This window comes from Embleya sp. NBC_00896 (genome assembly GCF_045207785.1).
Lineage (GTDB): Bacteria > Actinomycetota > Actinomycetes > Streptomycetales > Streptomycetaceae > Embleya.
Map to the genome: position 1 here is coordinate 4826990 of NZ_CP108776.1, position 23170 is coordinate 4850159.

Below are 23170 nucleotides of genomic sequence, written 5' to 3' on the forward strand. Positions count from 1 at the left end.
TGGGAAAGTGGCCCTTGCATCCGGTGAGACGCCCAACCGGGTGGACGGGTTCCGGGATTTGCCCGACTTTACCCTTTGTAGATAATTTCGCGCCAAGGCAAACAGAGCCGAGCGGAGGTCGGAACTCGGTCGGAGGTCAGCCCAGATCCGCCGAACCGGCCAACGCCTCCTCCGCGTCGTCCACGACGGATTGCGGCAAACGGGTGTACGACAACAGCCGGCCGCCCGCATCGCGGATCCGGGTCGCCACCTCGCGGGCCCAGATGTTCTCCACGAACAGCACCACGACGAGCGAGTCCGGCGGCATGACCTGGCCGATCTGCTCGGCGTCCTCGGCCCCCGCGAGGCCCATCATCTCGCGCGCGGCCAACTCGGCCGCCATGTCGCGCAGCCCCTCGAACTCGCTGACCTCGTGACTGCTCACGATCCCCGAGATTTCCTTGACCACGATCAGCGCGTCGATCAGCCGGACGTCGCCGCGCTCCTCGACCGACTCGAACGCGTCGAGCACGGCCGACGTCAGACGCTGACCCGGAAAGCCCAACACGATGGCGTCGACGGGTCCCAACTCGGACATGTTGCCTCGCCTCGGGGAAGAGAAGGTTGCTCCGATGCCGTCCCCGTTCCCGCTTCGCGGGCAATCATGTGTCGGATCGGCCGACCCGGTTCACTCCTCGAACGCGCTCACCGTCGACGCCTGCTTTCCGGCATCCGGCTTCCGCCAATGCGCGACGTACACGCTGCCCTTCGCGCGTACGGGACGCGACGACAGGGGGGAGGAGAGTTCGGCTTCCCAGTCGACCTTGCCGCTTTTGACGCCCAGTGCGATCAGCCGGGCCTTGCTCGTGTCCGTCGCGTCCACCGAGACGTACACCTTGCCGGACTCGACGACCGGCCCGCCGAGTGTTCCGAAAGAGGGCATCGGCTGCGTCCAGACGACCACACCACTGGACGCGTCGAGGGCGTGGATCGTGCCCGTCGCGACCGTCGTGGCGGTCGGCGCGGTGGGTGTCGCGGTCGCGGTCGCGCTCGTACCGGGCAGCACGCCCGCCTGCGCCGAGGACGGACGGGCCCCGAAGATCACCAGGTCGCCCACGCGTACGGGCTCGGTGACGTAGCGGGCGGGCATCTCGTACTTCCAGAGCTCGTCGCCGTTGTACGGGTCGATGGCCACGACGCCGGACCTGCTCAGGTCGTCGGCGCCGTTATAGGCGACGAAGGCCGTCGCGTCGGCGAGGACCAGGTCGCCGGTGTTGCCGCCCTTGAACGCGATCGGACCCCACAGCTGCGTTCCCTGCACGGCGTCCACGCCGAATCGTTGCCACGTGTAGACGCCGCTGGAGGCGCTGTCCGCCACGAGCACGAGCAGCCGGTTTTTGTGCATGACCGGATCCCGGCCCCAGGTGGTCTCCTTGAACGGCACGTCCCACAGGAACCGACCCACCTTGTCGACGGCGCGGATCATCGAGCCGTCGGACGAGGTGTTCCCCTGCGAAAGGGCGTAGATCCGGCCTTCGGCGAATATGGGAGTGCCCGGGTTGCCGTGCTCCTTCGTCAGTACCGACTCCCACAGCACCTTGTGGGTGCTCGCCTCGACCGCGACGATCCGCCCGGGGTCGGTCGAGTAGGAGTTCTCCTCCGCGATGCCCAGGTAGAGCCGACCCTCGTCCAGTGCGGCGGGCAGGTTGACCCAGCGGGCCTCGTATTCGAGGGTCCAGCGCTGCTCGCCCTGGATCGGGTCGAAGGCGTGCACGGTGCAGATCTTGGGTTGACTGCTCTCCCGGTTGCCCGACCCGGCGACCGTCCAGGACACGACGAACACGTGGTCCCTGGTCACGAGTGCGTTCGACACCGTCTGTCCGGCGGTCGGCCGCTTCCAGATCTGTTTCCCGGACGTCGCGTCGATCGCCGTCACCTGCCCCGCGCCGCCGCCCGCGCCGTTCGCGACGTGGTAGACGAGGTCGCCCTGGGCGGCCAGCGACGACGCGCCCGCGGCTTCCGCCGGGTAGTCCCACACCTGTTTGCCCGGATCGGATTCGTCGCCCATCAGCAACCACCCGGTCCCGCCGCCGACCGCGACCACCGCGAGCGCGCCGCCGCCGATCAGGAAGCCTCGACGGGCCAGTGTCCGCTTGGGGATCGGCGCTTGCGGCATGCCCACGGTCGGCGGGAGGTCGGGGAGTGGCGGCGGGGCGATCCGGGTCCGTGGGAGGTCGGAGGAGAGCGCGCCGGCGGCGGTTTCGGTGGCGGCGGCGGTCGGCTCCGTACCGATTCCGAGCGCCCGGGTCGGGGGTTCGTCGCCCGAGGCGGGCGAGTCGGCCGACGTCGGCGCCGAAGCCGCCGGCGGGTCGGACGCGATCGACGAGACCGGCGCCATCGGGTCGCTCACGTGCCGCCGCTCCAGCTCGGCCGCGAGCGCCGCCGGCAGCCACGACCGCCCGGTCGGCAACTCGCCGTCGCCCACGCACCGGTCCAGGATCTCGGCCAATTTCGGCCGCCCCTCCGGCTCCTTGCGCAGGCACTCCAGAATCAGGTGCCGGATCCCCTCCGGTACGTCGGCCGTGTCCGGCTCGTCCCGCAGCACCCGCATCATCATCTGCAACTGCGGTACCGGGTCGCCGTGGAACGGCCCCCGGCCGGTCGCCGCGAACACCAGGACCGAGCCGAGCGAGAACACGTCGCTCTCCGGGCCCAACCGCCGCCCGCCCGCCTGCTCCGGCGACATGAACGACGGCGAACCGACCACCCGGCCGGTTCCGGTCAGACCCGCGCCGCCCTCGTCCGCGGCGCGCGAGATGCCGAAGTCGATCACGCGCAGCCGGTCCCGGCCGAGCACGACGTTGGACGGCTTGAGGTCGCGGTGGATCAGGCCCGCGCGGTGGATCGCCATCAGCGCCTCGGCGAGCTGCGCGCCCAGGATTCGCAAGGCGTCCTCGGGCAGCGGGCCGTATGTGCCGATCGCCGCGGACAGGGACAGGCCGGTCAGGTACTCGGTGGCCAACCAGGGCGGCTGCGCGTCGGGGTCGGCCTCGGCGATCGGTGCGGTCCAGGCGCTGTCCACGCGCCGGGCGAGGTCGATCTCGCGCCGGAACCGGTCCCGGAAGCCGTGGTCCATGGCGAACTCCGGCCGCACGGTCTTCACCGCGACTCGAACGCCGCTCGGGGAGATGCCGAGGAACACCTCGCCCATGCCGCCCTCACCGAGCCGGGCCCGCAGCCGATACGGCCCGAGCCGCATCGGATCCCCGTCGCGCAGTTCTTCCATGACCACCGTTCCCCGTTCCGGTCGGGCAGGACTCGCCACTGTAGCCGCGCGTCCCGCCGCCGGACTCAGGCACTTCCCCCACGGAAGAACTGCTGCCAGGCCTGGGTCTGCCGGGTCTCGGAATGGTCCGGACCCAGCACTCGGGCGAAGTCCGCGATCAGCACGTCGTACAGCCCCAGCGCCTCGGCGCGATACCCCGCGAGCCCGCGATTGACCGCCTGCCCCGCGCGCGCGACCAGCGAGTCCAGGCAGTCGGCGCCCAGGATCCGGGTCGCGTCGAGCGCGAGCGAGCCGTACATCGCGGCGGCCCGGACCGGATCGCCGGACTCGCCGGTGAACCGGGCCAGGAAGCTGCGCGCGGTCAGCGTGCTCGGCGCCTCGACCCCGAGCGCGCGGGTCATCTCCGGGACGAGCTGAGTGAACAGCGCGACGGCGCGCTGCGGCTCGCCGCCCTCGCCGGTGAACCGCCCGTGGCACAGGCGCATGTCGAGGGTGACCCAGTCGCCGGGGCCGAGCACCTGCGTGGCGACCGGGATCAGGCCGGCGAACAACTGCGTGGCACGCCTGGGGTCGCCGTCGTGGCCGACGAAGTGCGAGTACGCCCGGCGGATGTTGAGGGTGTCCCGATCGGTGCGCCCGAGCACCCGGTCGGCCACGTCGCCCAGCTGCTGGAAGAGCCGGACGGCGATCGCGGGATCCTCGCTCATCCCCCACTCCCAGATGGCGGCCACCTGTTCGTTGATCCGGGTGCGCGAGGGATAGGGCTCTTCGAGCGGACGAGGGGGCCGCACGATGCGGAAAGGCGAATCCATGCTCACCTCCGAAGATGTCGCATCCGAGTGTGCGACCTGACCCGCTCCACCGGTAGATGCGCGCCCACTCACCTTTGTCTCTCGTGTGAATGCACCAACGGCCTTATGGATCAACGCGATTCGAGTGTCGGCCCCGGGCCGTAGACGGTCGGCCGGGGGCGGATCTGCGGCGAGCTCGTCGGAGGTCGCGACGACGTGCCACGCGTTTTTGGGCGGGCTACCCGGTTGTCGAGGAGACCAGTCCTGTGCGGCGGGTCGGAAAGGGCCGACGCCATCCGCGTTTCGCCGACGACAATGCGGCAAATCCATGGTGTCGCACATTAGTTCGAGATAATGCGTTCGAATAAATGTGCGCAGGAAATGATCTCAAATGACATCAGAAGCCGCACTGGGTACGCCCGTTCGAGGTCGCTTGGATGATCTGTCCGTTTATAGGCGCGTCGTTCGACGCAACAAGCCCGGCACTCGCATACAGTTCGGTCGAGTGGAGGATGACGAGATAACCCGGACGGGGCCGGGACGAGCGGACGCGGAGGTGCCCATGGGCGCATTGCGCAAGGCCGGCTCGTGGCTCGGGATCGGTTCGGGGGACGTGGACGACGACCTGTACCGCACCGGCGCGGGTTCCTACGAGACCGGTACATACGACGCAGACGACGACGATGACACGGGGTCGCGCTGGGTCTACGACGACGAGCCCGAGGAATCGCGTTCTCGCGCCCTCGAAGGCAGCGTGGTCCCGGCGTCGGAGGTGTTCGCCGCGCGGGCCGCCGCCGCGGACGCGCCGGCCCGGCCGAGCACGCGGATCGCGGTCGTGCACCCGAAGAGCTACCACGAGGCAAGGGCGATAGGCGAATACTTCCGACAGGACATTCCGGTCGTGATCGACCTCACCGCGATGGACGAGTCGGACGCGAAGCGCGTCGTCGACTTCGCGTCGGGGCTGACGTTCGGGCGGCGCGGTGCGATAGAGCGACTGGCGAAGCGGGTCTTCCTGCTGATGCCGGCCGACGCGCGGCTGCTGACGGGTGACCCGTCGCAGCAGAACCACGACGGGTTCTTCAACCAGGCCTGACCACGTTTTCGAGGGCCCCGGCCGCGGCTGGGGTCCTCTTGCGTTGTCCGGTCGCCGCGCGGGCCTCAGGGTTCGAGGCGGCCGAGGTCCTCCGGGGTGTCGATGTCGTAGGGGTCCGCGATGTCGCCGCATTCGATCAGGCGGAGTCGGGCGCGCTGTTCGGTCAGGAGCGCGCGGGCGCCGGCGTCGCCCTCGGCCTTGGCGGCGAGCTCGGGCCACCACGCGCGGCCGATCAGTACGGGGTGGCCGCGAGTGCCGGTGTAGCCGGCCGCGATCAGGTCGTCGTGGGCGGTGTACGCGGCGATCAGGCGCCGGACGGCCGCGGCGCCGACGCCGGGCATGTCGACGAGGGTGACCAGGAAGGCGTCGGCGTCGGCGGGCAGGGCGGCCACACCGGCGGCGAGGGAGGAGCCCATGCCGGCGTCCCAGTCGGCGTTGCGCACGACGACGCACCCGTCGAGCCGGGCCACCGCGAGCACCGCCTCGGCCTCCGCGCCGAGCACCACCACGACCCGGTCACAGCCCCCGGCCCGCAACTCGGCCACGCCGTGCTCGACGAGCGGCCGGCCACGGTGGATCAACCCGGCCTTGGCCCGCCCCCCGAGCCGCCGCCCACCCCCGGCCGCCAACAAGAGTCCGACAACGCCACCCAAGACATACCTCCAATGTCGATGCCCAGCCGATCCAACCACCACGCGCCGGGTCGCGGGCCCGACGGGGCATCAGCGGAGCGCGGCGGAACCGCAGGCTGCGCAACTTTTCGGAACGAGCGGAGCGGGTGGGTACCCAACCTGACCCGACCAAGACGCGACCGCAGCCTCACGGGTCCGTCGTGGACGAGACGCGACGGCGGGACGGATGCCGGCCTGCCGGAGGACTACCTGACGCCTCAAGCCGGCCCTGCGCGACCCATGGTTGTGGCGGGTCTGGTTCGGCCTGGTCGCAGGGCGGAGCCTGGGTGGCATGAACCCTTCGCAGTACGCAATTTCCGACGAATTCGCCGGCCGGGTCGTCCTGGTCACCGGTGGTACGGCCGGCATCGGGCTTGCTGCCGCCCGGCTGCTTCTGGCCCACGGTGCCGACGTTGTGATCACCGGGCGCGATGACGCTCGGCTGGCTCGGGCGGTGGCCGAACTCGACGTCGGCGAGCGGGTGTTCGCGGTGCGTGCGGATTCCGCCGACGCCGCGGACGCGGCGGCCCTCGCGGCCCGGATCCGGGAGCGGTACGGCCGCCTGGACGGGGTCTTCGCCAACGCCGGGGTCGGCGTGTTCGGGCCCGCCGCCGAGCTCGCGGCCACCGACGTGGACCACATGATCGACGTCAACTTCAAGGGGGTCTTCCACACGCTCCAGGCGGCCGTCCCGCTGCTCGAAGCGGCCGGCGGCGGGGCGATCGTGCTCAACGCGTCGTGGACGCTGCACCGCGGGATGGCGATCGCGACCGTCTACTCGGCGACCAAGGCCGCCGTGCACAACCTCGCGCGGACCTACGGAGCGGACCTGGCCGGGCGCGGCATCCGGGTCAACTCGGTGAGCCCGGGCTTCATCGACACCGACATGTTCCGCGACGCGACGCCGGAGCCGGCCGACCGGGAGGTCTTCCGGGCCCAGGTGCCGCTCGGCCGGCTCGGGCGGAGCGAGGACGTGGCCGAGGTGGTGGCGTTCCTGCTGTCGAATCGGGCGGCGTACGTCACCGGCCAGGATCTCGCGATCGACGGCGGCCTGATCGCGATCCATCCGGGCTGAGCCCAAGCCGGCCCTGACAGGGCCAGGTTGGCCGGTCGCCGCGCGCGGACAATGGACGCATGACCGGTGTGATCGGAATGGGCGAGTTTCTGCGGGCGCGGCGCGAGCACCTGCGTCCCGAGGACGTGGGGCTCACCGCCTTCGGCGGCCGACGGCGGGTGGCGGGGCTGCGCCGCGAGGAGCTCGCGGGGCTCGCCGGGGTGAGCGTGGACTACTACACGCGGATGGAACAGGGCCGGGTCAAGGGGGCGTCCGCGGCCGTGCTCGACGCCCTCGCCAAGGCACTGCGTCTGGACCCCGACGAGACCGCCCACCTGCACCGCATCGCCAGGCCCGCCGGATCGGCCGGGCGGACCGTCCGGCCGCCCGCGCAGACGGTCCGACCGACCCTCGCCCACCTGCTCGCGGCGCTGACCGAGGTGCCCGCGCTGATCGTCGGGCGCAATCTCGACGTGCTCGCGTGGAACCCGGCCGCAACGGCGCTGTTCGGCGACTTCGGCGAACTCCCGCCCGCCGAACGCAACATGGTGCACATGACGTTCCTGCGCGAGCGCTCGCGCGAGCTGTACGGGAACTGGTCCGAGTGCGCGCGTGAGAACGTCGCGTTCCTGCGCCGCGAGGCGGGCCTGCGGCCCGACGACCCGCGCCTGGCCGCGCTGGTCGGCGAACTCTCGGTCAAATCGCCCGAGTTCCGCACCTGGTGGGCCGAACACGCGGTCCGCGAGAAGACCTCGGGCACCAAGCGCTTCAACCACCCCGTCGTCGGCACCTTCGACCTCGTCTACGACACCCTGCGCTCCGGCGACGACCCCACCCAGGCCCTGGTGACCTACGTGGCCGCCCCGAACTCGGCCGGCCACGACGCGCTCCGCCTCCTCCTGTCCTGGACCGCAGTGCCCGTCGGCTGACGGGCGCCCGACGGCCACCCGGGGAGCACGACGAGAAGGGCCCCACCGGATACCGGTGAGGCCCTTCTTCTTGTTACCGCTGTGCGCCGCCAGGGACTCGAACCCCGGACCCGCTGATTAAGAGTCAGCTGCTCTAACCAACTGAGCTAGCGGCGCGTGCTGCGTGGGAAATAGTACCCGATGTTCGGGGCCGCTCTCACCTCGGTTTCCCGGCGGGCCGGCTTGCACGGTCGGTGACGATCACGTTACGAGGACGGGTTCGGCGGGTGTGCTCCCCGGGGGTTCGCGTGGCCGAGTACCGTGCTGCTTGTACGTCGTCACGACCGGTGCCGTCGGGATGGTCGTGCTCGCGGGGGAGACACACCATGTCGGATGCCGGGGCGGTACGGGCATTCCGGATGGCCACGCATCGGGAGGGCGGGGTGGAGCCTCGACTCGTCGCCATGCGTGACTTCCTGGCCAATGCCTCCGACGCCGAACTGGAGCGCAACCGCGGGCTGATCGAGAGTCAGATCGAGGCCGTCGCGACCCAGCAGCCGGAGACCGCCGCGCGCATGCTCGCGGACGTGCTCGCGCGAGATCCCCGCGGGCGCTATCCGCGCGGGGTGGACGCGGTGCTGCGGTGGTGGGCGGTGCAGCCCTCGAACGGGTTCGCCGATACCTGGGACGCGCTCGACAAGGCGCTGGAGACGGGGCCACGACCGTTGGAGCGCGCGCTGCTCGACGTGCTCGGCGGCCTGGACGCGCGGGCGCCCGCCCCGCGATGGCGGGTCGCGGCCACGGCGCGGGTCCTGGAGCGCCTCGAAGAGCGCTTCGAGCAGCCCTCCCGGCACCCCGACCACGACCTGTGGCGGCTGCTTCCGATGATCGCGCCGCCCGGCGCGCCGAGCACGCGGGGCGAGTGGGTCTGCGTGATCGGGGATCGGGCGGCGGCGCGCGGCGACGAGGCCGAGGCGCGCACCTGCTATCGGCTCGCCTTCGAGCAGGGCTGCGCCGCGGCCGCGCCGCGCCTGGCGCATCGGCTCGCGGTCGAGGGGCATCGGGAGCTGGCGGCCGGTGACGCCGTGCGCGCGGTTCGGTTCCTGTACGAGGCGGCGATGCTGGACCCGGACCACGCGGAGTACCGCGAGCTGCACCTGGCCGCGATCGCGGCGCGGGACGGGCGGCCGGGCGGTGCGCGGGCCGGCTCGGCGGTGGCGCTGGTCGCGGACGCGGCGGAGCTGTTGGATCGCGGCGACGACATGGGCGCGGTACGGCTGCTGCGGCGCGGACTGGCCGACCCCGCCCAGGACGACCGGACCTGGCCCGCGCGGCTGTTGCTCGGCGCGTTGGAGGGCGATGACGCGATGGTCGCCGGCGCCGCGCGCGACCTGGTCGAACTGCACGGCGACGCGTGGGCCCGGCGCACGCCGCTCGGCCCGGGCCTGGTGCTGCACCGGGTCACGCGCGCCGACCCCGAACTCGCCGCGACGCTGGTCGAGAAGCTGCCGCCGGATCTGCGCGCGGGACGGCTCGCGCGGGCGGTGTCCACGGCGGCCGCGTACCGAATACTGGCCGCGGGTGTGCGAGCACTCGGGGCGGGCCGGCCGGACGAGGCCCGGGCCCGCGCGGAGCGGGCCGAGCGGCTGCTCGGCGGGGACGAAGCGTGATCGGGCGGCGGGGTGGAGAGAGGCGACGTGGAGACGGACATCCTGGGGGTGCCCGAGCGACTGTTCGACGGCAACCTGCTCTCGGCGACGCGCCGGTTCCGGACCGCGGCGGCGGTCACGCGTGAACTCGGCGCGGGCACGGTCGAGGTCGCGCACGCGTTGATCGCGCTCGCCCGGGTCGACGGCGGTGTCACGGCGGCGCTGTTCGCGCGCCAGGGCATCCCGCCGGACGTGCTCGCGGCCGGTCTGCTCGGCGGCGGAGGGATCGCCGGTGGTGGGATCGCCGGTGGGCTCGCGGCCGGACTCGGCGACGGGTTCGACGCGGGCGGTGCCGAACCGACCGGCAACGGCCGGTCCGCGGCGGGTGTCCTGGCCGGTCTGCCCGTCGCGGCGAGCCTGCGCGCGGCGTTCGAGGCCGCGGCGGTCGGCGGCCACCTCGACGAACGGGCCCTGGTCGCCGAGCTGTTGCCGCGACTGGAGCCGGCCGCGGTCGAACTGCTCGTGAGCTACGGCCGGGTCGACCTGGACGCGTGGCGGTCCGAGGTGGCCGCGCCGCACCGGGCGGTAGAGGTGTTCGGGGACGACGGGGCGATCGACGAGGCCGCGTTCGGGCCGGGCGCCCGCCGGGTACTCGCGATCATGGCGACCGAGGCGGCCGGCCTCGGCCACGACCGGTGCGGCATCGTGCTCCTGCTGCACGCGATGGCCACCACCCCGGGCGGGTTGCTGGAGCAGGCATTTCTGTTCCTGCGGCGGGACGTTCGGGCGCTGCGCGAACAGACCCTCGCGCTCATCGGCACCAGCACCGGCCCCCGCGCCCGCGGTACGGCGGCGACCGAACCGCCCGGGCTCGAAGAGTCGCTGCGACTCACACTGCGCCGCGCGGCCGGGTTCGCCGCGGCCGGACCGGCCACCGAGTCGCCGGCCCCGATCACCGAACGCGACCTGCTCGCCGCGCTCCTGGACACGCCCAGCGGCCTGGCCACCGGGTTCTTCCGCGACATCGGCCTCGATCTCGACCGGTTGCGCCGCTTCGCCGACGCCTACTACCAGGAGCCGGCCGAACCCGAACCGGCCAAGACCGCCGAACTCCCGACCCCGGAGGACGCGGTGCGCTGGGTGCGCGCCCGGCTGATCGGTCAGGAGAGCGTGGTCGAGCGGCTCGCCTTCCACATCGAACTCATCAAGCGCTCGCTCAGCCGCGGCTTCCGCCCCGACGACCGCACGCGCGCCGCGCTGCTGCTGTGCGGACCCAGCGGCTCGGGCAAGACGATGACCGCGCGCCTGCTCGCGCACGTCGTGTACGGGTCCGAGGACGACGTACTGGTTTTCGAGATGGGCCAGTTCAGCTCGCGCGAGTCGATCAACAACTTCATCGGCGCGCCGCCCGGCTACGTGGGCTTCGGCGAGGGCAAGCTGACCAACGGGCTGCGCGACAACCCCCGCCGGGTCTTCCTGTTCGACGAGGTCGAGAAGGCGGACGCGCGTGTGCTCGACGCGCTGCTTCGGCTGCTCGACGAGGGCCGGATCAGCGACCCGGCCGGTCCCGTCCGCGAGGCGCACGACGCGGTGGTGATCCTGACCACCAACCTCGGCGCGGCCCACTCCGCGGCCGACGCGGTCGACGACGACGTGGACAGCGTGGAGAACCTGATCGGGTCGATCCTGGACGAGGGCCCTGCCGCCAACACCGCCGCGAACGCACGGCTGCGCCGGACCATGGAGGGCTTCTTCCGGCCCGAGTTCCTCAACCGCGTCGACGAGGTGATCCTCTACTCGCCGTTCGGCCCCACCGAGCTGCGCGGCATCGCCGAGAACGGCCTGGGCCGACTCGCGGAGCGGCTGCGCGCGCAGATCGACGTCGACCTCTCGTGGACCGACGAGGCCGCCGACCACATCGCCACGATCGCCTGGCGCGGCCGCCCGGACGAGGCCGCGCGCGGCGTCAACCGCTGTGTCAACGCCGTGGTCCCGGACATCCTGCGCCTGCTCGACGAGGGCGACGCGCGCGGCCGGCCGGTGACCGGGGTGCTGGTCCGGGTCGAGGCCGGCGCGCTCGTGGTGGGGAGCGCCGATGACTGATCGCACCGTCCTGCGCGCCATCGCCGTCCGACTTCGCGAACACAGCGCGGGAGACGGCGTGCTGGACGGCGACGCGTACGCGAGCCTGGGCACCGGCGGCGACGCGCAGCCGTGGAGCGCGCGCGCCGAGGAGCTGTGGGGGAGCGGCGGCGGCCCCTGGCGCACCCACCACCTCGCGGTCGCACTGCACGCGCGGGCGTACGACCTCGAACTCGCCGACGACCCGGATGCCGCCTTCCCGTACTGGAAACGGGCGTTGGCGCACTGGGCCGAGCTCTACCACGACAGCGCGTTCTGGGACCGGATGCACGAGCACCTCGAAGCGGTCACCGGCGCGCCGGTCCCGGCGGCCACCGTGCAGGAGGTCCGCGAGCGGCTGCCGCGTGATCTGCTCGCACCGCACCTGACCCTGGCCGGCGACCGGCGGGTGCGGGATCCGCTGTACGCCCGTCGGCACCTGGACCTGGTCCGCGAGTCCGGGTTCCCGCGGTCGGCGATCACCCGGGCCCGGGCCGAATTCGTCCGCGAGGTGCTGAGCGAGGTCACCCGGGACGTCGAGGAGGGCCGGGTCGCCGACGCCGTCGAACTGCTCGCGTCCTGGCTGGCCGTGGACCCCGGCAACATCGGCCTCGCGCGCGCGTTGCTGTACGCGACCCGGCAGCACATCGAGATCGTGGTCGCCGCCCCCGGGTGGGCGAGCAAGATCGAGTCACTGGTCGAGCGGGTGGCCCGCCTGGTGCTGCCCGCGTGGGAGGAAGTCGGCACCCCCGAGGGGTCGTTCGCGGTCGAGCTGGCCCGGCACGAGTATTGGCGCGGGATCGTGGTGCGCGAACGCGAGTCCGGCCCGGCGACCGACTCCGTCGTCCTGGAGCGGGCCGCACTGCGCTCGGGCCGGCACCTGTTGCGCGCGATGGAGCTCGACCGTGACCTCGCGGTCAAGAGCATGTACCGCGACGTCGAGCAGCTCGCGGCCGAGGAGTGGGCGCTCGCGGCGACCGCGCGGCAGCGACAGGGCCTGCCCGACGACCACGTGCGCGACGCCCTGCGCCGCGCGCTCGCGATGTCCGCCCCGGGGCCGTGGGGACGGCTGTTCATGGCCCGGGTACTGATCAACCTGCACACCGTCCTGCCCGACGACCTCGCGACCGCGCGCCGGCTCGCGGACGAGGTCGCCGCCGATCCCGACGCGAGTCATCCCGACATCGCCAACGCGCTGCGCGGTGTCGTCCTGTCCCTGGCCACGGCGCGCGGCCCCGAATGGAGTTGAGCCGATGAGCGGCAACGCGAACGAGAATCCCCCGGAGAACTCCCGCGAGAACTCCCGCGAGAATCCTTGGGCCTGGCAGGCGGGGCGAAATCCCTATCGGGGCACGGCCTTCCAGATCCTGGACCTGGACCCGGACCTCGCGGGACGGGCCGCGATCAAGGCGCAGGTGCGCAAGCGCAGACAGCGGATCACCCGCAGCCCGGAGCGATTCCCGGTGCACGGCCGGGTCCTGGGCGCGGCGGAGGTCAACGCCGCCGAGGAGACGCTGGCCGATCCGGCCGGTCGGCTGATCGCCGAGCTGCTGACCCACCGACCCGAGCGGACCGGGGCGGATCCGGCCGACCTCGCCGAGGAGTTCGCCGAGACGGATCTCCCCGAGTTGCCCGCGCCGCCGAGGATCGGGATCGACCGGCGCGTGCTCGCGGTCCTGGTACCGCCGCCCGCGCCGCGCGAGTTCGCACCGTTGTGGACCGAGGAAGGGGCGCAGTGATGGCAGGGACGAGAGAGCGGGGTCCCGGCGCGACCGACCGCGCGGCCGGCGAGGCAGTCGGCGGGGCGACCGATCCGATGGCGATCACCGAGGGCGAACGCACGGTTCCCGACCGTCCGATCGACCCGCCGTTCGCGCTCGTGTACGACGTCGTGCGCCGTACCGCGCGCGAACGCGAGGCGGGCCGCGAGGAGATGCGCAAGCGCTTGGAGTCGACGCACGAGCGGTACACCGGCCTCGCGGCCGACGCCGCCGTCGCGCTGCACGAACTGCGCGGGTGCCTGGAGGGGGAGGCGGCGCCGGCGGTGCTCGCGTCGATCGCGCGCCGCTTCGCGACCGCGCTCGACCGCGCGGGCGTACGGTTCGACGATCCCGTAGGCGAGGCGTACGCGGCGGTCGGCCGGCGCGTGGACGTCGCGCACGCGCCGGACAGCGGCGACGAGGGGACGATGATCGTGGCCAAGACGCTGCGTCCCGGCGTCCTGCTCGACGACGGCGAGGTGATCCGGCGCGCGCAGGTCGTATTGGGCTTCGTGCCGACGCCGGCGCAGCGCGAAGGGGCGGCGAGCGCGCGGGCGGTCGAGGAACCGGTGGTGAGCGCGGACCCGGTGGTGAGCGCGGAGCCGGGACCGGGGGAGGCGGCAGCGGAGGCGACGGAGGTGGCGGCGGACGCCGAGCCGGAGAAGCCGAAGCCGAGCCGACCCCGGGCCCGGCGGGGCAAGCCGCGCAAGGCGGCTCGCGAGACCAAGCCGGTCGCGAAGAGCACGCGGAACGGCGAGCCGAAACCGGCGGCCGGGAACGGGCGGACGGCCGACCCGGAGCCCCGAAACGACACCGAGCCCCGAAACGACGCGAAGTCCCCGAAGTCGCCGAAATCGCCGAAGCCATCGAGCGGCCCGAAGTCCCCGAACGACCCCCACAGCCCGAACACTGCGAACCACGAAGGCGGTACCGCCGAATGAGCATCGTCGTCGGCATCGACCTGGGCACGACCAACTCGTGCATCGCCATCCCGGCCGACGCCGAGATCCCCGACAAGGAGGCGCTGATCGCGGCCCGCCGGCTGCGCCCGGTGGGCGACTCGTTGATCGTGGCGAACCCGGATCGCTCGCCGACCACTCCGTCCGCGGTGTGGATCGATCCGAGCGGCAAGGCGATCGTGGGTCTGTTGGCCAAGAACAAGGCCCGCCTGCCCGGCGCGCCGCCCGCGATGTTCTTCAAGCGGAACATGGGTACCGACCAGGTCGTCACGGCCGGTCACGCGCGGATCACCCCGCTGGAGGCCTCCACGCACATCCTGCGGCACCTCAAGCAGGTGGCCGAGGAGACCCTCGGCGTACCGGTGGAGCGGGCGATCGTCACCGTCCCGGCCTTCTTCGAGACGCGCGCCAAGAACGAGACCACGCGCGCGGGGCAGGCGGCGGGCCTGGAGGTGGTCGAGACGCTGATCGAGCCGGTGGCCGCCGCGCTGGCTTACACGCACGAGCGGGCCCGGGAGTCGAGCGAGCCGCAGACCTTCCTGGTCTACGACCTCGGCGGCGGCACGTTCGACACCTCCGTGGTCACCTGGGATCCCGAAGTGGGCTTCGAGAACCGCTCGTTCAGCGGCGACCGCTACCTCGGCGGCTTCGACTTCGACCGCCGGATCGTGTCCTGGATCGCGACCCAACTGCCCGAGTACGACCTCGCGATCGACTCCGAGGACCCCTCCGACGGGAAGGTCGAGGCCCAACTCCTGTCGGTCGCGGAGGGCGCCAAGCACGATCTGTCCCGCTACCCGGAGACGGAGATCGTCAGCCAGTACTGCGAGGACCGCCGCGGCACCACGATGAACATCGGACTGCCCATGCGGCGCGAGGAGTTCGAGGACATGATCGCGGATCGCATCCGCGGCACCCTCGACGACTGCGACCGCGCGTTGGCCCGGGCCGGGATGACCGCGGCGGACCTCGACGAGATCGTCATGGTCGGCGGCTCGTCCCGGATACCGCTGGTCGCCGCGATGCTCACCGAGCACTTCGGCCGCAGCCCGCGGTTGCTCAACCCCGACCTGTGCGTCGCGCTCGGCGCGGCCCTCAAGGCGGCGAACGTCCCCAGCCGCAGCGGGCATCTGGAGTTGGACCGGCCGGAATCGCTGCCGCCCGAGACCGACATCGGCGGCCGGGTCCTGGCCGGCCCGAAGCTCCCCTCGCCGGCCGGCGCGCAGGTGGTGCTGACCTCGGACGACGGTCTGGTGTGGCTCGCGGAGACGGCCGACGGGGAAGGCCGATTCCTGTTCGCCGACGTGCCGTTGCGCGAGGGCCGGGAAAACGGCTTCACCGTGCAGGTGTTCGTGGACGGGGACGAGATCGAGGCGCGGCAACTGCTCGTCGAGCCGGACGGCAAGCCGCGTTCGGACGCGACCGGCGACGTGCTCGCGCACGACTTCTCGATCGAGCTGGTGGACGGCCTGCACGTCGTGGTGCGGGCCGGGACGATGGTGCCGTACCGCACCGACTTCCGCCTGGAGACCGCGTCGTACGGATCCAGCCTGCGGGTCGGTCTGGTCGAGGGCCTGGTCCCGATCGGCGAGGTCTCGATCCGGGACCTGCCCGCCGACGTGCCGGTGGGCTCGACCGTCGAGGTGACTCTCGAATTCGAGGCGGGTTGGACGATCCGGGCCGAGGCGCGGCTGCCCCGGGTGGGCGCGGAGGGCAGCGCGGTGATCGACATCCCGCGCCGCGAGATCCCGGGCTGGCCGGAACTGACCGAGCGGCACCGGCAGGTGCAGAACGGGTGGGCCGAGAAGCGCGACGCGATCCCGCCGGCCGACGCGATCCGGCTCGGCCCGACCCTGGACCGGCTGCTCGCCGAGATCGCCGACCTGGTGCGGGACCGGATCGACCCGGGCAAGACGCACCACAAGATCCTGGAGGCGGAAACCCTGGTCCAGGGCCTGCGGGTGGCGACCACCGCGGGCAGCGCGCTCAACCCGCCGATCGGTGAGTTCGAGGACAACCTCGCGTTCCTGGCCCGACTCGCCGACCGGCTGGCCGAGCAGGATCCGGCCGAGGCGGAGCGCTTCCGCGGCGCGATCCCGGGCCTGCGGGCGACCGGCCGGGCGGCGCACGCGGCCGGCAACAAGATGGACTGGCACCTCGCGAACGAGGCGGTACGGGACCGGATCAACGCGGCCGAACGGATGCTGCACGGCGGCCGGTCCCCGCAGCAGTTCACCGCCGCCGAGTTCCAGGTCGCGGTGCTCCAGGAGGTCGAGTACATCCGCCGCTCGATCCAGGAGATGGACCAGGCGTCGGCCGGGCGGCATCGGGGCGAGGCCGAGGACTTCCTGCGCGAACTCGACACGATCGCCGAGGACGCCGCGGCGGTGGACGTGCGTGACGAGGCGGCCGGGAACCGAAGGCTCGTGGAGATCTATCGGGGTCGGATCATGCCGCTGCGCGCGCGTGCCGACCGCTGGATGGAACAGATCAGGGAGGGCTCCCCGCACATCGGGCTGCGGCTCCCGAAGAACTCCCTGGAGAAGTGACATGGCCTTCGCGATCACCTGCCCCCTGTGTCGCCGGCGCATCGCCGACCTCACCGACCGATGCCCGGCCTGCGGCGGCGACCTCGGCGCGCTCGCGGGCCTCGTCGAGTTGGCCGACCGGCACTTCAACGACGCGGTGCGGGCGGCGCGGCAGGGCCGTTGGAATTCGGCGGCCGAGCATCTCGCGGTGACGCTCGCGCTCAATCCGGCCGATGCGGAGGCTCGGCAGTTGCTCAGCAAGGTGCGGTATCACCAGGACCCGAAGACGTTGCCGGATCGGCTTTGGCGGAAGGCGCGGGCGCGGTTGCCGTATGGGGAGCGGTTGCCGGTGCAGTTGCCGCGTGAAGCGGAGTTGCGGCGGCTGCTGGATGTTGCGGGTCGTCGATTGGCGGCCCGGAGGGCGGGGTGACGGAACGGTGGCCTCAAGCGCCGGCCGGGCTGATTGGCCTCAAGCGCCGGCCAGGCTATTTGGCCTCAAGCGCCGGCCGGGCTATTTGGCCTCAAACGCCGGCCGGGCTGGGTGGCCTCAAGCGCCGGGCGGGCTGGGGATAGCCCGCCCGGCGCTTGAGGGCGGCCTGTCCGGCGTTTGAGGGCAGATCGGCCGGTGTTTGTGGGTTATGGCTTCAGGGCTCGGCTCGGGGTGTTGTCGACGCCGAGCGGGGTGTCGCCGTTGATGGTTACGCGGTGCAGCAGGCGGCGTTGGCCCACGTAGTCGGCGATTACGCGGTGCTGGGTTGCGCGGTTGTCCCAGATTGCCACGTCGCCTGTGCGCCACTGCCAGCGGACCGTGTTCTCGTACCGGGTGATGTGGTTCTGGAACAGCGTGAACAGCGCGAGCGAGTCCTCCGCGCTGTAACCCGCGAAGCGGCGGACGAACGCGCCTGCGAGCAGCGTGCGTTCGCCGGTGACCGGGTGGACGCGGACCAGTGGGTGCTCGGTCTCGTACATCGTGGACTCGAAGAGCTCCCGGTAGCCCTTCTGTGCCTCGGACACCTTGTCGGGGTCGACGGCCGCGTAGTCGTACTGGTTGCTGTGCACCGCGCGCAGCGAGTTGGCGAACGCCTTCAGTTCGGTCGGCAGACCCTCGTACGCGGTGGCCGTGTTGGCCCACAGCGTGTCGCCGCCGACGTCCGGCAGTTCGACCGCGCGCAGGATCGACGCGAGCGGGTAGGCCGGCACGAACGTGACGTCGGTGTGCCAGCGGTCGGCGACCACGCCGTGGTCGCTGTCGATCGGCACGATCAGGTCGCCGTCGGCGGACGCGGTCGGGTGTCCGATCGGTTCGCCGAGCAGCCGGCCGAACGCGAGTTGGCCCGCGTCGTCCAGGTGGTCCTGGCCGCGGAAGAAGATCACCTTGTGCCGGTGCAGCGCGCCGCGGATGGTGTCCACGGTGATCGGGTCGAGGTCGCCGCCGAGGCGAACTCCCTCTACCACGGCCCCGATTCGGGCAGCGACGGGCGATACGGCGATGGTGGTGGCGGTCATGAGTGTGTGGTCCCCTTCGGCCTTCAGATGGAAATGACGTCATCCGAAGCGGGCGCACGCGGCCGTGGACCGCCAAGAGCCTTGGCGGTCAAGCAATATGACGGAACGTCAGTGAAAAGACGGGACGAACCTGGGCCGGCGTACGCCCTAACGACAGCGCGTGCCGGGCGGAACGGGAAGGTGGGTGATCCGGTGTCGACGAATCACGCACGCGACGACATGGCCGGCGCTGCCGGCTGTCCGCGTAGTCCCCGTGATCCCCACGGGATGGATTCTGGTCACAGACGTGCGTACAGGTCAACCGTTTACCGACATGCGGACGGCGCAACCGTGCGTCATGGGTCGGCGGCAGGGCCCACCACCGGGGCGCCACGACGCTCACAGCACGTGGTCGGCCGCCGGCAGGATTCCGTGCAGGTCGTTCGCGGCGTCCCAGGTGGCCCATGTGGACACGGTCGCGCCGAGCGGCGAGTCGCGCCACCGGTACGGCGGTTATCGGCAGGAGTAGGGGCAGGTAGACGATCCAACGCACGAGACTACGACCCGCGCTCGTCCAGCAGCCTGCGCAGCAGGGCCTCGTCGTCGGTGGACAGATCCGACACGAAGCGCGCGAGTACCGCCTGGCGGTCGCCCTCCTTGTCCAGCACCTGCCGCATCCGCCGCGCCGCGAGTCCCGCCTCGTCGTACACCGGGGCGTACACGTAGGACCGGCCCGAGCGGGTGCGCTCCAGCACGCCCTTGTCGTGCAGGCGGGACAGGATCGTCACCACCGTCGTATAGGCCAGATCGCCCGACAGTCGGCTCTGCACCGCGCCCGCGCCCAGCGCCGTCGGCGATGTCCACAGCAGTGACAGGATCTCGGACTCCAGCTCCCCCGGGCCGCGCCGCGCGGGAGGTCCGCCTGCTCTGCTCTCGGTCACTTCGGCCTCCGGTGGGGGTTGGGCATAACGCCCGGGCAGCCTAAACGGTCGACTCGCGGGTTCGGCGGCACGCGCCCTCCACCGGATCGCGCCGCCGACCGCGCGCTCGTTGCGTCCCGCTCCGGAGCGGCGGCCGGCCGCGGCGGCTCAGGTCCGGTACCCGCGCATCAGTACGTCGAGCAGTACTTCGAAGTCCATCGGCGGATCGGCCGGGAAACGCCCGCCCTCCTCGACCGAGGTCCAGCCGAGCACGGCGGTCGCGAACACGTACCAGTATTGGTGCGCTCGCTCGCGGTCCGCGCCGCCGAGCATGAACGCCGCCACCGCGCCCTCCTGGATCGGCAGGTGTCTCACGGCCCGATGCGGACCGCTCATCAGGCGCGCCGCGAAGCCCGGGATGGCGCCGAACTCGCGGTGGATCGACCGGGCCAGATCGATCAGCCACGCGCGCCAGGTCTCGGCGGTCGGCGGCGCGGCCGGGATGATCCTGGCCGCCAGTTGCACGCCGACCAGGTCGAGCAGCTCCTCGCGGCCGTCCACCCACCGGTACAGCGCCGAGGTGGCGACGCCCAGCCGCTCCGCGAGCGCCTGCATGGTGAGCGTGTCGAGATCCATGGCCAAAGCGGCGGCCACGATCCGGTCCCGGTCGAGCCGGGCGGGCCGACCGAGCCGGGGAGTGCGGAGCGTGTGCGGCGGGACCTCTGACATGCGGACCAGGGTAGCCGGCGGCCGGAAGCAGGCACCGAAAACATCAGGGCGCGTGCACGACTACTCGCCGCTGGAGGCGAGCCTGTCCTTGTTCAGGCCGGATTTCGTACGCACGACCGGCGCGGCGACCCGGCACAGCGACATCGCGCGGCCCCGCCCGCGGCGCGTCGGTCCACGCGAACTCACCCCAAGGGCAGCAGATTCGTGACCACGAACGTCTTGAGTCGAGCCTGGTCGAGGCTTCCCTTGTCGGCACGCACGATCAGGGTCGGGTGGTCCTGCGACTTCGGGTCGCGCAGGGTCACGATCGCGACCGGCTCCTGCCAGTAGCGGACCGAGTTGGTGGCCTCGAAGTACTGCTGGGTGAACAGGATCGCCTCGCCCAGCGGCGTCGTGACCTTCTCGGTCGCGGCCCCGGGCGGGACGTCCGCCGCGGTGCGGTACATGCCGTGCCGGCCGTTGCCGGGCGAGCGGTCCTGCGGCTTGCACGCCACGGAGTTGGACTCGATCGTGACGTCGGTGAGGGCGAGCAGGACGCGCGCGCACGGGGTCGTCTCGGTCTGCGCGCCCTTGTCGGCGGCGCCCGCGGCGCGGACCTCGAACGCGACCGCGGCGGTGTCGACCGTGGTCTCGCGTACCGGATCCGGCGCGGCCGAGGTCCGCGTGGCCGACGGCGTACTGGGCGGCAGCGAGATCGGGTCGTCCCCCGAATCGGCGCAGCCCGCCACGCCCAAGGCGAGGGCCAGCGCGAGCCCCACCACCGGCGCCGTTGCCGTCCGTCGTCGTGCCGCCATCGATCCGCCCCTCGTAGTCCTCCGTGCAGGTTCGCAGGATGGACGCGACAGGCGGGCGGCGGGTTCCATCAGGCCGCGACGCGGACCTTGCGGGTCGGCGCGGTACGGGCGATGACATGCCCGGACTTGATCACGATCCGGTCCTCGGGAAGCGTCCGCAGCGCCTCCGCGAGCGATGTCGCGCGGACCGCCAACAGGTCGGCGGGGGCGCCGGGTTCGAGCCCGCCCGACTCCAGGCCCAGCACGGCGCGCGCGTGCCCGGCGACCGCGGCCCAGGCCCGGTCGGGGGCCAGCCCCGTCGCGGCGGCCGTCGCGAGCGGGTCGGCGCGGCCCATCGGGTGGCCGGTGTCGCGCAGGTGATCGCCGCCGGCCGCGACCGGGACACCCGCGGCGAGCAGCGCGCGCATCGGCAGCCCACAGCCGCGCGGCGAGGGCAGCGCGACCACGCGCATCCGGGACGCGGCGATCGTCTCGGTCACCCGGCCGAGCGCCGAGGGCGAGAGCCGGTTGAGGTTCGCGAGATGGCTCGCGGTCACCGGCCGACCGAAGCCCGACGCGCGCAACAGCCGGGCGAGGTCGCCGACCGCGAGCATGCGCGGGTCGAAGCCGTCGTCCAGATGCAGGTCGAGCGCCACCTCGGCGCGATCGGCGAGCCGCAGCAGCCGTCGGGTCTCCTGCCGGCAGTCCGGCGCCAGCCGCGGCCGACCGCCGATCACCCGCGCGCCCGCGCTCACCGCGTCCACGATCGTGCGATCGGTCGTGCCCGGCGCCGGCATCGCGACGATCTGCAGGTCCAGTACGCGGTGGAACTCGGCGCGCAGTTCGGCCATCACCTCCACCGCGCGCAACGGCACGCGGCCGTCGCCGATGTCCAGGTGGGTCCGGACGGCGGTGACCCCGCGCGCGGTCAGCGTGCGCAGCGCCTCGCGCGAGCGGCGGCGCAGGTCGCCGAGCCCGTACCGGGCGGGCCGGACCCGCCACGACCGGATCGCGCCGTCGCGCCCGTCCGGGTCGGAGCCCACCGGCTGCCAGGTCAGCGCGCGATCCAGGTGCACGTGCGGTTCGGCGGGCGCCGGGAGCAGCAGGTAGCCCGCGAGGTCCAGGCCGGCGAAGGCGCGTTGGTAGGGGTGGTCCGGGCCGCGGAGCACGCTGATCCGACCGTTCCGCAGCACGACGTCGCGTGTGCGTCCGTCCGGCAGCGTGGCGCCGGACAGGGTGATCGTGTCGCTCATCGCTACCCCCTGGAACTCGTACCGCATCGTCGACTTGCCCCGACCCACTGTGACCGGGTGCTGTTGCGGCGGCGTTTCGGCGCCGTTACGGACCACCCTTGAGGGGGGAAACGGGTACGTAACGTGAGCGACGCCGACCGGCAACGGCGGCCCCGTACAACAATCCCCATGACCATCACCGAGGCACCGCCCGTCGCCGTGCCGGGATCCCGACGGGGCCGGCAACACCTGCCGTCCGGTCCCGGCACCGTTCTGTGGGGCTGGCTGCCCGGGGCTCGGGACCGTCCCGTACTGATCGTCGACCCCGGCGAGACGCTGACCGTGGACACCGTGTCGCACGAAGGAATCCTGGGCGAACAGGGCCGCGATCCGGTCGCGTTCTTCGGCCGGCACCGGATCCCGGCCGATCGTGTCCTGGCCGACCACCGCGCGCTCGCGGCGTCCGCTCTCGCGCACGACCCGGTCGTGGACGGCCCGCACGTGGTGACCGGCCCGATCGCGGTGGCCGGCAGCCGCCCCGGCGACCTGCTGGCGGTACACCTGCTCGACCTGCGCCCGCGCACGTCGTACGGCGTCCTGACGGAGCGCCACGGGCGCGGCCGGGGCCCCGCGCCGGTCACCGTGTGCCCGATCCGGGACGGCCTCGCCCGGGTACCCGCGACGGCCGGCGAACTCGCGCTGCGACTGCGGCCGAGCCTGGCCGTCATGGGCGTCGCCACCTCCGACGGCCTGCGCCGACTGTCCACCCGGGTGGGCTCGCACGGCGGCAACCTCGACCTGCCGATCCTGGGCGCGGGCACCACCCTGTACCTGCCGGTGCAGACCGCCGGCGCGTTGTTGTACCTCGGCGGCCCGCGCTACGCGCACGGTCACGGCGCCGCCGTGGAGGGCCCGCTCAAGGTCACCCTGCGGGTCGAGGTGGTCCCGTACGAGTCGGCCCGGATCCGCTTCGGCGCGGGGCGCCGCCCGTTCGCGACCACCGCCGACGCGCTGATCCCCCTGGGCATCGCCGCCGACCCGGCCCTCGCACTGCGCCAGTGCGGCACCCAGGGCGAGGAACTCCTGGCCGCCGGCTACGGCCTGACCCGCGACCAGGCCCGCACCTACATGGGCGCAACCGCCGAATACGGCACCGGCCGCACCGGCCTCCACGCACGCGTACCCCTGCCGGAATAGCGGGTCACGGCAACGCGGCGACCACCGCCTTC

General features: G+C 72.5%; 20 protein-coding genes and 1 tRNA gene. 11 read left to right on the forward strand and 10 right to left on the reverse strand.

The genetic code is table 11. The features are described 5' to 3' along the window. Positions 1-136: 136 nt before the first annotated feature. The 3 genes from OG928_RS21980 to OG928_RS21990 form a co-directional block, all read right to left on the reverse strand. Entirely contained in the window at positions 137-577 is a 441-nt protein-coding gene (locus OG928_RS21980) for a DUF6325 family protein (RefSeq protein ID WP_406286398.1), read from the reverse strand. A 90-nt stretch (positions 578-667) separates the two neighbouring features. Continuing rightward, positions 668-3265, reverse strand: coding sequence for a protein kinase domain-containing protein (locus OG928_RS21985; protein ID WP_406286401.1), 2598 nt, complete (start codon positions 3263-3265; stop codon positions 668-670). Positions 3266-3330: 65 nt separating this feature from the next. After that, the gene (locus OG928_RS21990) at positions 3331-4077 is read right to left on the reverse strand and encodes a hypothetical protein (protein ID WP_406286403.1); all 747 of its coding nucleotides are present in this window, start codon (positions 4075-4077) and stop codon (positions 3331-3333) included. A 541-nt stretch (positions 4078-4618) separates the two neighbouring features. On the opposite strand from OG928_RS21990, the gene OG928_RS21995 reads away from it, so the two are divergent. Continuing rightward, the gene (locus OG928_RS21995; RefSeq protein ID WP_406286405.1) at positions 4619-5152 is read left to right on the forward strand and encodes a cell division protein SepF; all 534 of its coding nucleotides are present in this window, start codon (positions 4619-4621) and stop codon (positions 5150-5152) included. A gap of 65 nt (positions 5153-5217) precedes the next feature. On the opposite strand, the gene OG928_RS22000 is transcribed toward OG928_RS21995, so the two are convergent. Continuing rightward, entirely contained in the window at positions 5218-5805 is a 588-nt protein-coding gene (locus OG928_RS22000) for an NTP transferase domain-containing protein (protein ID WP_406286407.1), read from the reverse strand. A gap of 310 nt (positions 5806-6115) precedes the next feature. On the opposite strand from OG928_RS22000, the gene OG928_RS22005 reads away from it, so the two are divergent. Together OG928_RS22005 and OG928_RS22010 are read left to right on the forward strand one after the other, a co-directional pair. Beyond that, positions 6116-6898, forward strand: coding sequence for an SDR family NAD(P)-dependent oxidoreductase (locus OG928_RS22005; RefSeq protein WP_406286409.1), 783 nt, complete (start codon positions 6116-6118; stop codon positions 6896-6898). A gap of 59 nt (positions 6899-6957) precedes the next feature. Then, complete coding sequence (locus OG928_RS22010; RefSeq protein ID WP_406286411.1) at positions 6958-7806, forward strand: helix-turn-helix transcriptional regulator; 849 nt, start codon at positions 6958-6960, stop codon at positions 7804-7806. 82 nt (positions 7807-7888) lie between these two features. On the opposite strand, the gene OG928_RS22015 is transcribed toward OG928_RS22010, so the two are convergent. After that, a tRNA-Lys gene (locus OG928_RS22015) sits at positions 7889-7962 on the reverse strand. Positions 7963-8171: 209 nt separating this feature from the next. Between OG928_RS22015 and OG928_RS22020 the strand changes: the two genes are divergently transcribed. From OG928_RS22020 to OG928_RS22050, 7 genes are read left to right on the forward strand one after another with little or no spacing between them, the layout of a single operon-like run. Beyond that, the gene (locus OG928_RS22020) at positions 8172-9455 is read left to right on the forward strand and encodes a hypothetical protein (RefSeq protein ID WP_406286412.1); all 1284 of its coding nucleotides are present in this window, start codon (positions 8172-8174) and stop codon (positions 9453-9455) included. A 27-nt stretch (positions 9456-9482) separates the two neighbouring features. Continuing rightward, positions 9483-11537 (forward strand): AAA family ATPase, encoded by a 2055-nt coding sequence (locus OG928_RS22025; RefSeq protein ID WP_406286414.1) that lies wholly within the window; start codon positions 9483-9485, stop codon positions 11535-11537. Beyond that, positions 11530-12804, forward strand: coding sequence for a hypothetical protein (locus OG928_RS22030; protein ID WP_406286417.1), 1275 nt, complete (start codon positions 11530-11532; stop codon positions 12802-12804). Before OG928_RS22025 ends, OG928_RS22030 begins: the two co-directional genes overlap by 8 nt. A gap of 4 nt (positions 12805-12808) precedes the next feature. Then, entirely contained in the window at positions 12809-13294 is a 486-nt protein-coding gene (locus OG928_RS22035) for a hypothetical protein (RefSeq protein ID WP_406286420.1), read from the forward strand. Next, positions 13294-14256, forward strand: coding sequence for a hypothetical protein (locus OG928_RS22040; protein WP_406286422.1), 963 nt, complete (start codon positions 13294-13296; stop codon positions 14254-14256). The genes OG928_RS22035 and OG928_RS22040 overlap by 1 nt, the downstream gene beginning before the upstream one ends. Next, a complete protein-coding gene (locus OG928_RS22045; protein WP_406286424.1) occupies positions 14253-16823 on the forward strand; it encodes an Hsp70 family protein in 2571 nt (856 codons plus the stop codon). Before OG928_RS22040 ends, OG928_RS22045 begins: the two co-directional genes overlap by 4 nt. Before the next feature lies 1 nt (position 16824). Continuing rightward, complete coding sequence (locus tag OG928_RS22050; RefSeq protein ID WP_406286427.1) at positions 16825-17232, forward strand: hypothetical protein; 408 nt, start codon at positions 16825-16827, stop codon at positions 17230-17232. Positions 17233-17438: 206 nt separating this feature from the next. On the opposite strand, the gene OG928_RS22055 is transcribed toward OG928_RS22050, so the two are convergent. The 5 genes from OG928_RS22055 to OG928_RS22075 form a co-directional block, all read right to left on the reverse strand. Further along, positions 17439-18308 carry a TauD/TfdA dioxygenase family protein gene (locus OG928_RS22055; protein WP_406286430.1) on the reverse strand — a complete coding sequence of 290 codons (870 nt, stop codon included), beginning with the start codon at positions 18306-18308 and terminating at the stop codon, positions 17439-17441. 536 nt (positions 18309-18844) lie between these two features. Beyond that, positions 18845-19228 (reverse strand): BlaI/MecI/CopY family transcriptional regulator, encoded by a 384-nt coding sequence (locus tag OG928_RS22060; protein ID WP_406286432.1) that lies wholly within the window; start codon positions 19226-19228, stop codon positions 18845-18847. A 147-nt stretch (positions 19229-19375) separates the two neighbouring features. Beyond that, positions 19376-19936, reverse strand: a complete 561-nt coding sequence (locus OG928_RS22065; RefSeq protein ID WP_406286434.1) for a TetR family transcriptional regulator — start codon at positions 19934-19936, stop codon at positions 19376-19378. 182 nt (positions 19937-20118) lie between these two features. Further along, positions 20119-20730, reverse strand: coding sequence for a hypothetical protein (locus OG928_RS22070; protein ID WP_406286437.1), 612 nt, complete (start codon positions 20728-20730; stop codon positions 20119-20121). 68 nt (positions 20731-20798) lie between these two features. Continuing rightward, positions 20799-21962 carry a hydrolase gene (locus OG928_RS22075; RefSeq protein WP_406286439.1) on the reverse strand — a complete coding sequence of 388 codons (1164 nt, stop codon included), beginning with the start codon at positions 21960-21962 and terminating at the stop codon, positions 20799-20801. A gap of 168 nt (positions 21963-22130) precedes the next feature. On the opposite strand from OG928_RS22075, the gene OG928_RS22080 reads away from it, so the two are divergent. Beyond that, on the forward strand, positions 22131-23138 hold the full coding sequence (locus OG928_RS22080; RefSeq protein ID WP_406286441.1) for an acetamidase/formamidase family protein: 1008 nt from the start codon (positions 22131-22133) through the stop codon (positions 23136-23138). Positions 23139-23170: the final 32 nt, after the last annotated feature.

Coding starts and splice junctions, on each gene's coding strand:
- OG928_RS21980 (WP_406286398.1), bottom strand. CDS start 577: ATGTCCGAGTTGGGACCCGTCGACGCCATCGTGTTGGGCTTTCCGGGT.
- OG928_RS21985 (WP_406286401.1), bottom strand. CDS start 3,265: ATGGAAGAACTGCGCGACGGGGATCCGATGCGGCTCGGGCCGTATCGG.
- OG928_RS21990 (WP_406286403.1), bottom strand. CDS start 4,077: ATGGATTCGCCTTTCCGCATCGTGCGGCCCCCTCGTCCGCTCGAAGAG.
- OG928_RS21995 (WP_406286405.1), top strand. CDS start 4,619: ATGGGCGCATTGCGCAAGGCCGGCTCGTGGCTCGGGATCGGTTCGGGG.
- OG928_RS22005 (WP_406286409.1), top strand. CDS start 6,116: ATGAACCCTTCGCAGTACGCAATTTCCGACGAATTCGCCGGCCGGGTC.
- OG928_RS22010 (WP_406286411.1), top strand. CDS start 6,958: ATGACCGGTGTGATCGGAATGGGCGAGTTTCTGCGGGCGCGGCGCGAG.
- OG928_RS22020 (WP_406286412.1), top strand. CDS start 8,172: ATGTCGGATGCCGGGGCGGTACGGGCATTCCGGATGGCCACGCATCGG.
- OG928_RS22030 (WP_406286417.1), top strand. CDS start 11,530: ATGACTGATCGCACCGTCCTGCGCGCCATCGCCGTCCGACTTCGCGAA.
- OG928_RS22035 (WP_406286420.1), top strand. CDS start 12,809: ATGAGCGGCAACGCGAACGAGAATCCCCCGGAGAACTCCCGCGAGAAC.
- OG928_RS22040 (WP_406286422.1), top strand. CDS start 13,294: ATGGCAGGGACGAGAGAGCGGGGTCCCGGCGCGACCGACCGCGCGGCC.
- OG928_RS22045 (WP_406286424.1), top strand. CDS start 14,253: ATGAGCATCGTCGTCGGCATCGACCTGGGCACGACCAACTCGTGCATC.
- OG928_RS22050 (WP_406286427.1), top strand. CDS start 16,825: ATGGCCTTCGCGATCACCTGCCCCCTGTGTCGCCGGCGCATCGCCGAC.
- OG928_RS22055 (WP_406286430.1), bottom strand. CDS start 18,308: ATGACCGCCACCACCATCGCCGTATCGCCCGTCGCTGCCCGAATCGGG.
- OG928_RS22065 (WP_406286434.1), bottom strand. CDS start 19,936: ATGTCAGAGGTCCCGCCGCACACGCTCCGCACTCCCCGGCTCGGTCGG.
- OG928_RS22070 (WP_406286437.1), bottom strand. CDS start 20,730: ATGGCGGCACGACGACGGACGGCAACGGCGCCGGTGGTGGGGCTCGCG.
- OG928_RS22075 (WP_406286439.1), bottom strand. CDS start 21,962: ATGAGCGACACGATCACCCTGTCCGGCGCCACGCTGCCGGACGGACGC.
- OG928_RS22080 (WP_406286441.1), top strand. CDS start 22,131: ATGACCATCACCGAGGCACCGCCCGTCGCCGTGCCGGGATCCCGACGG.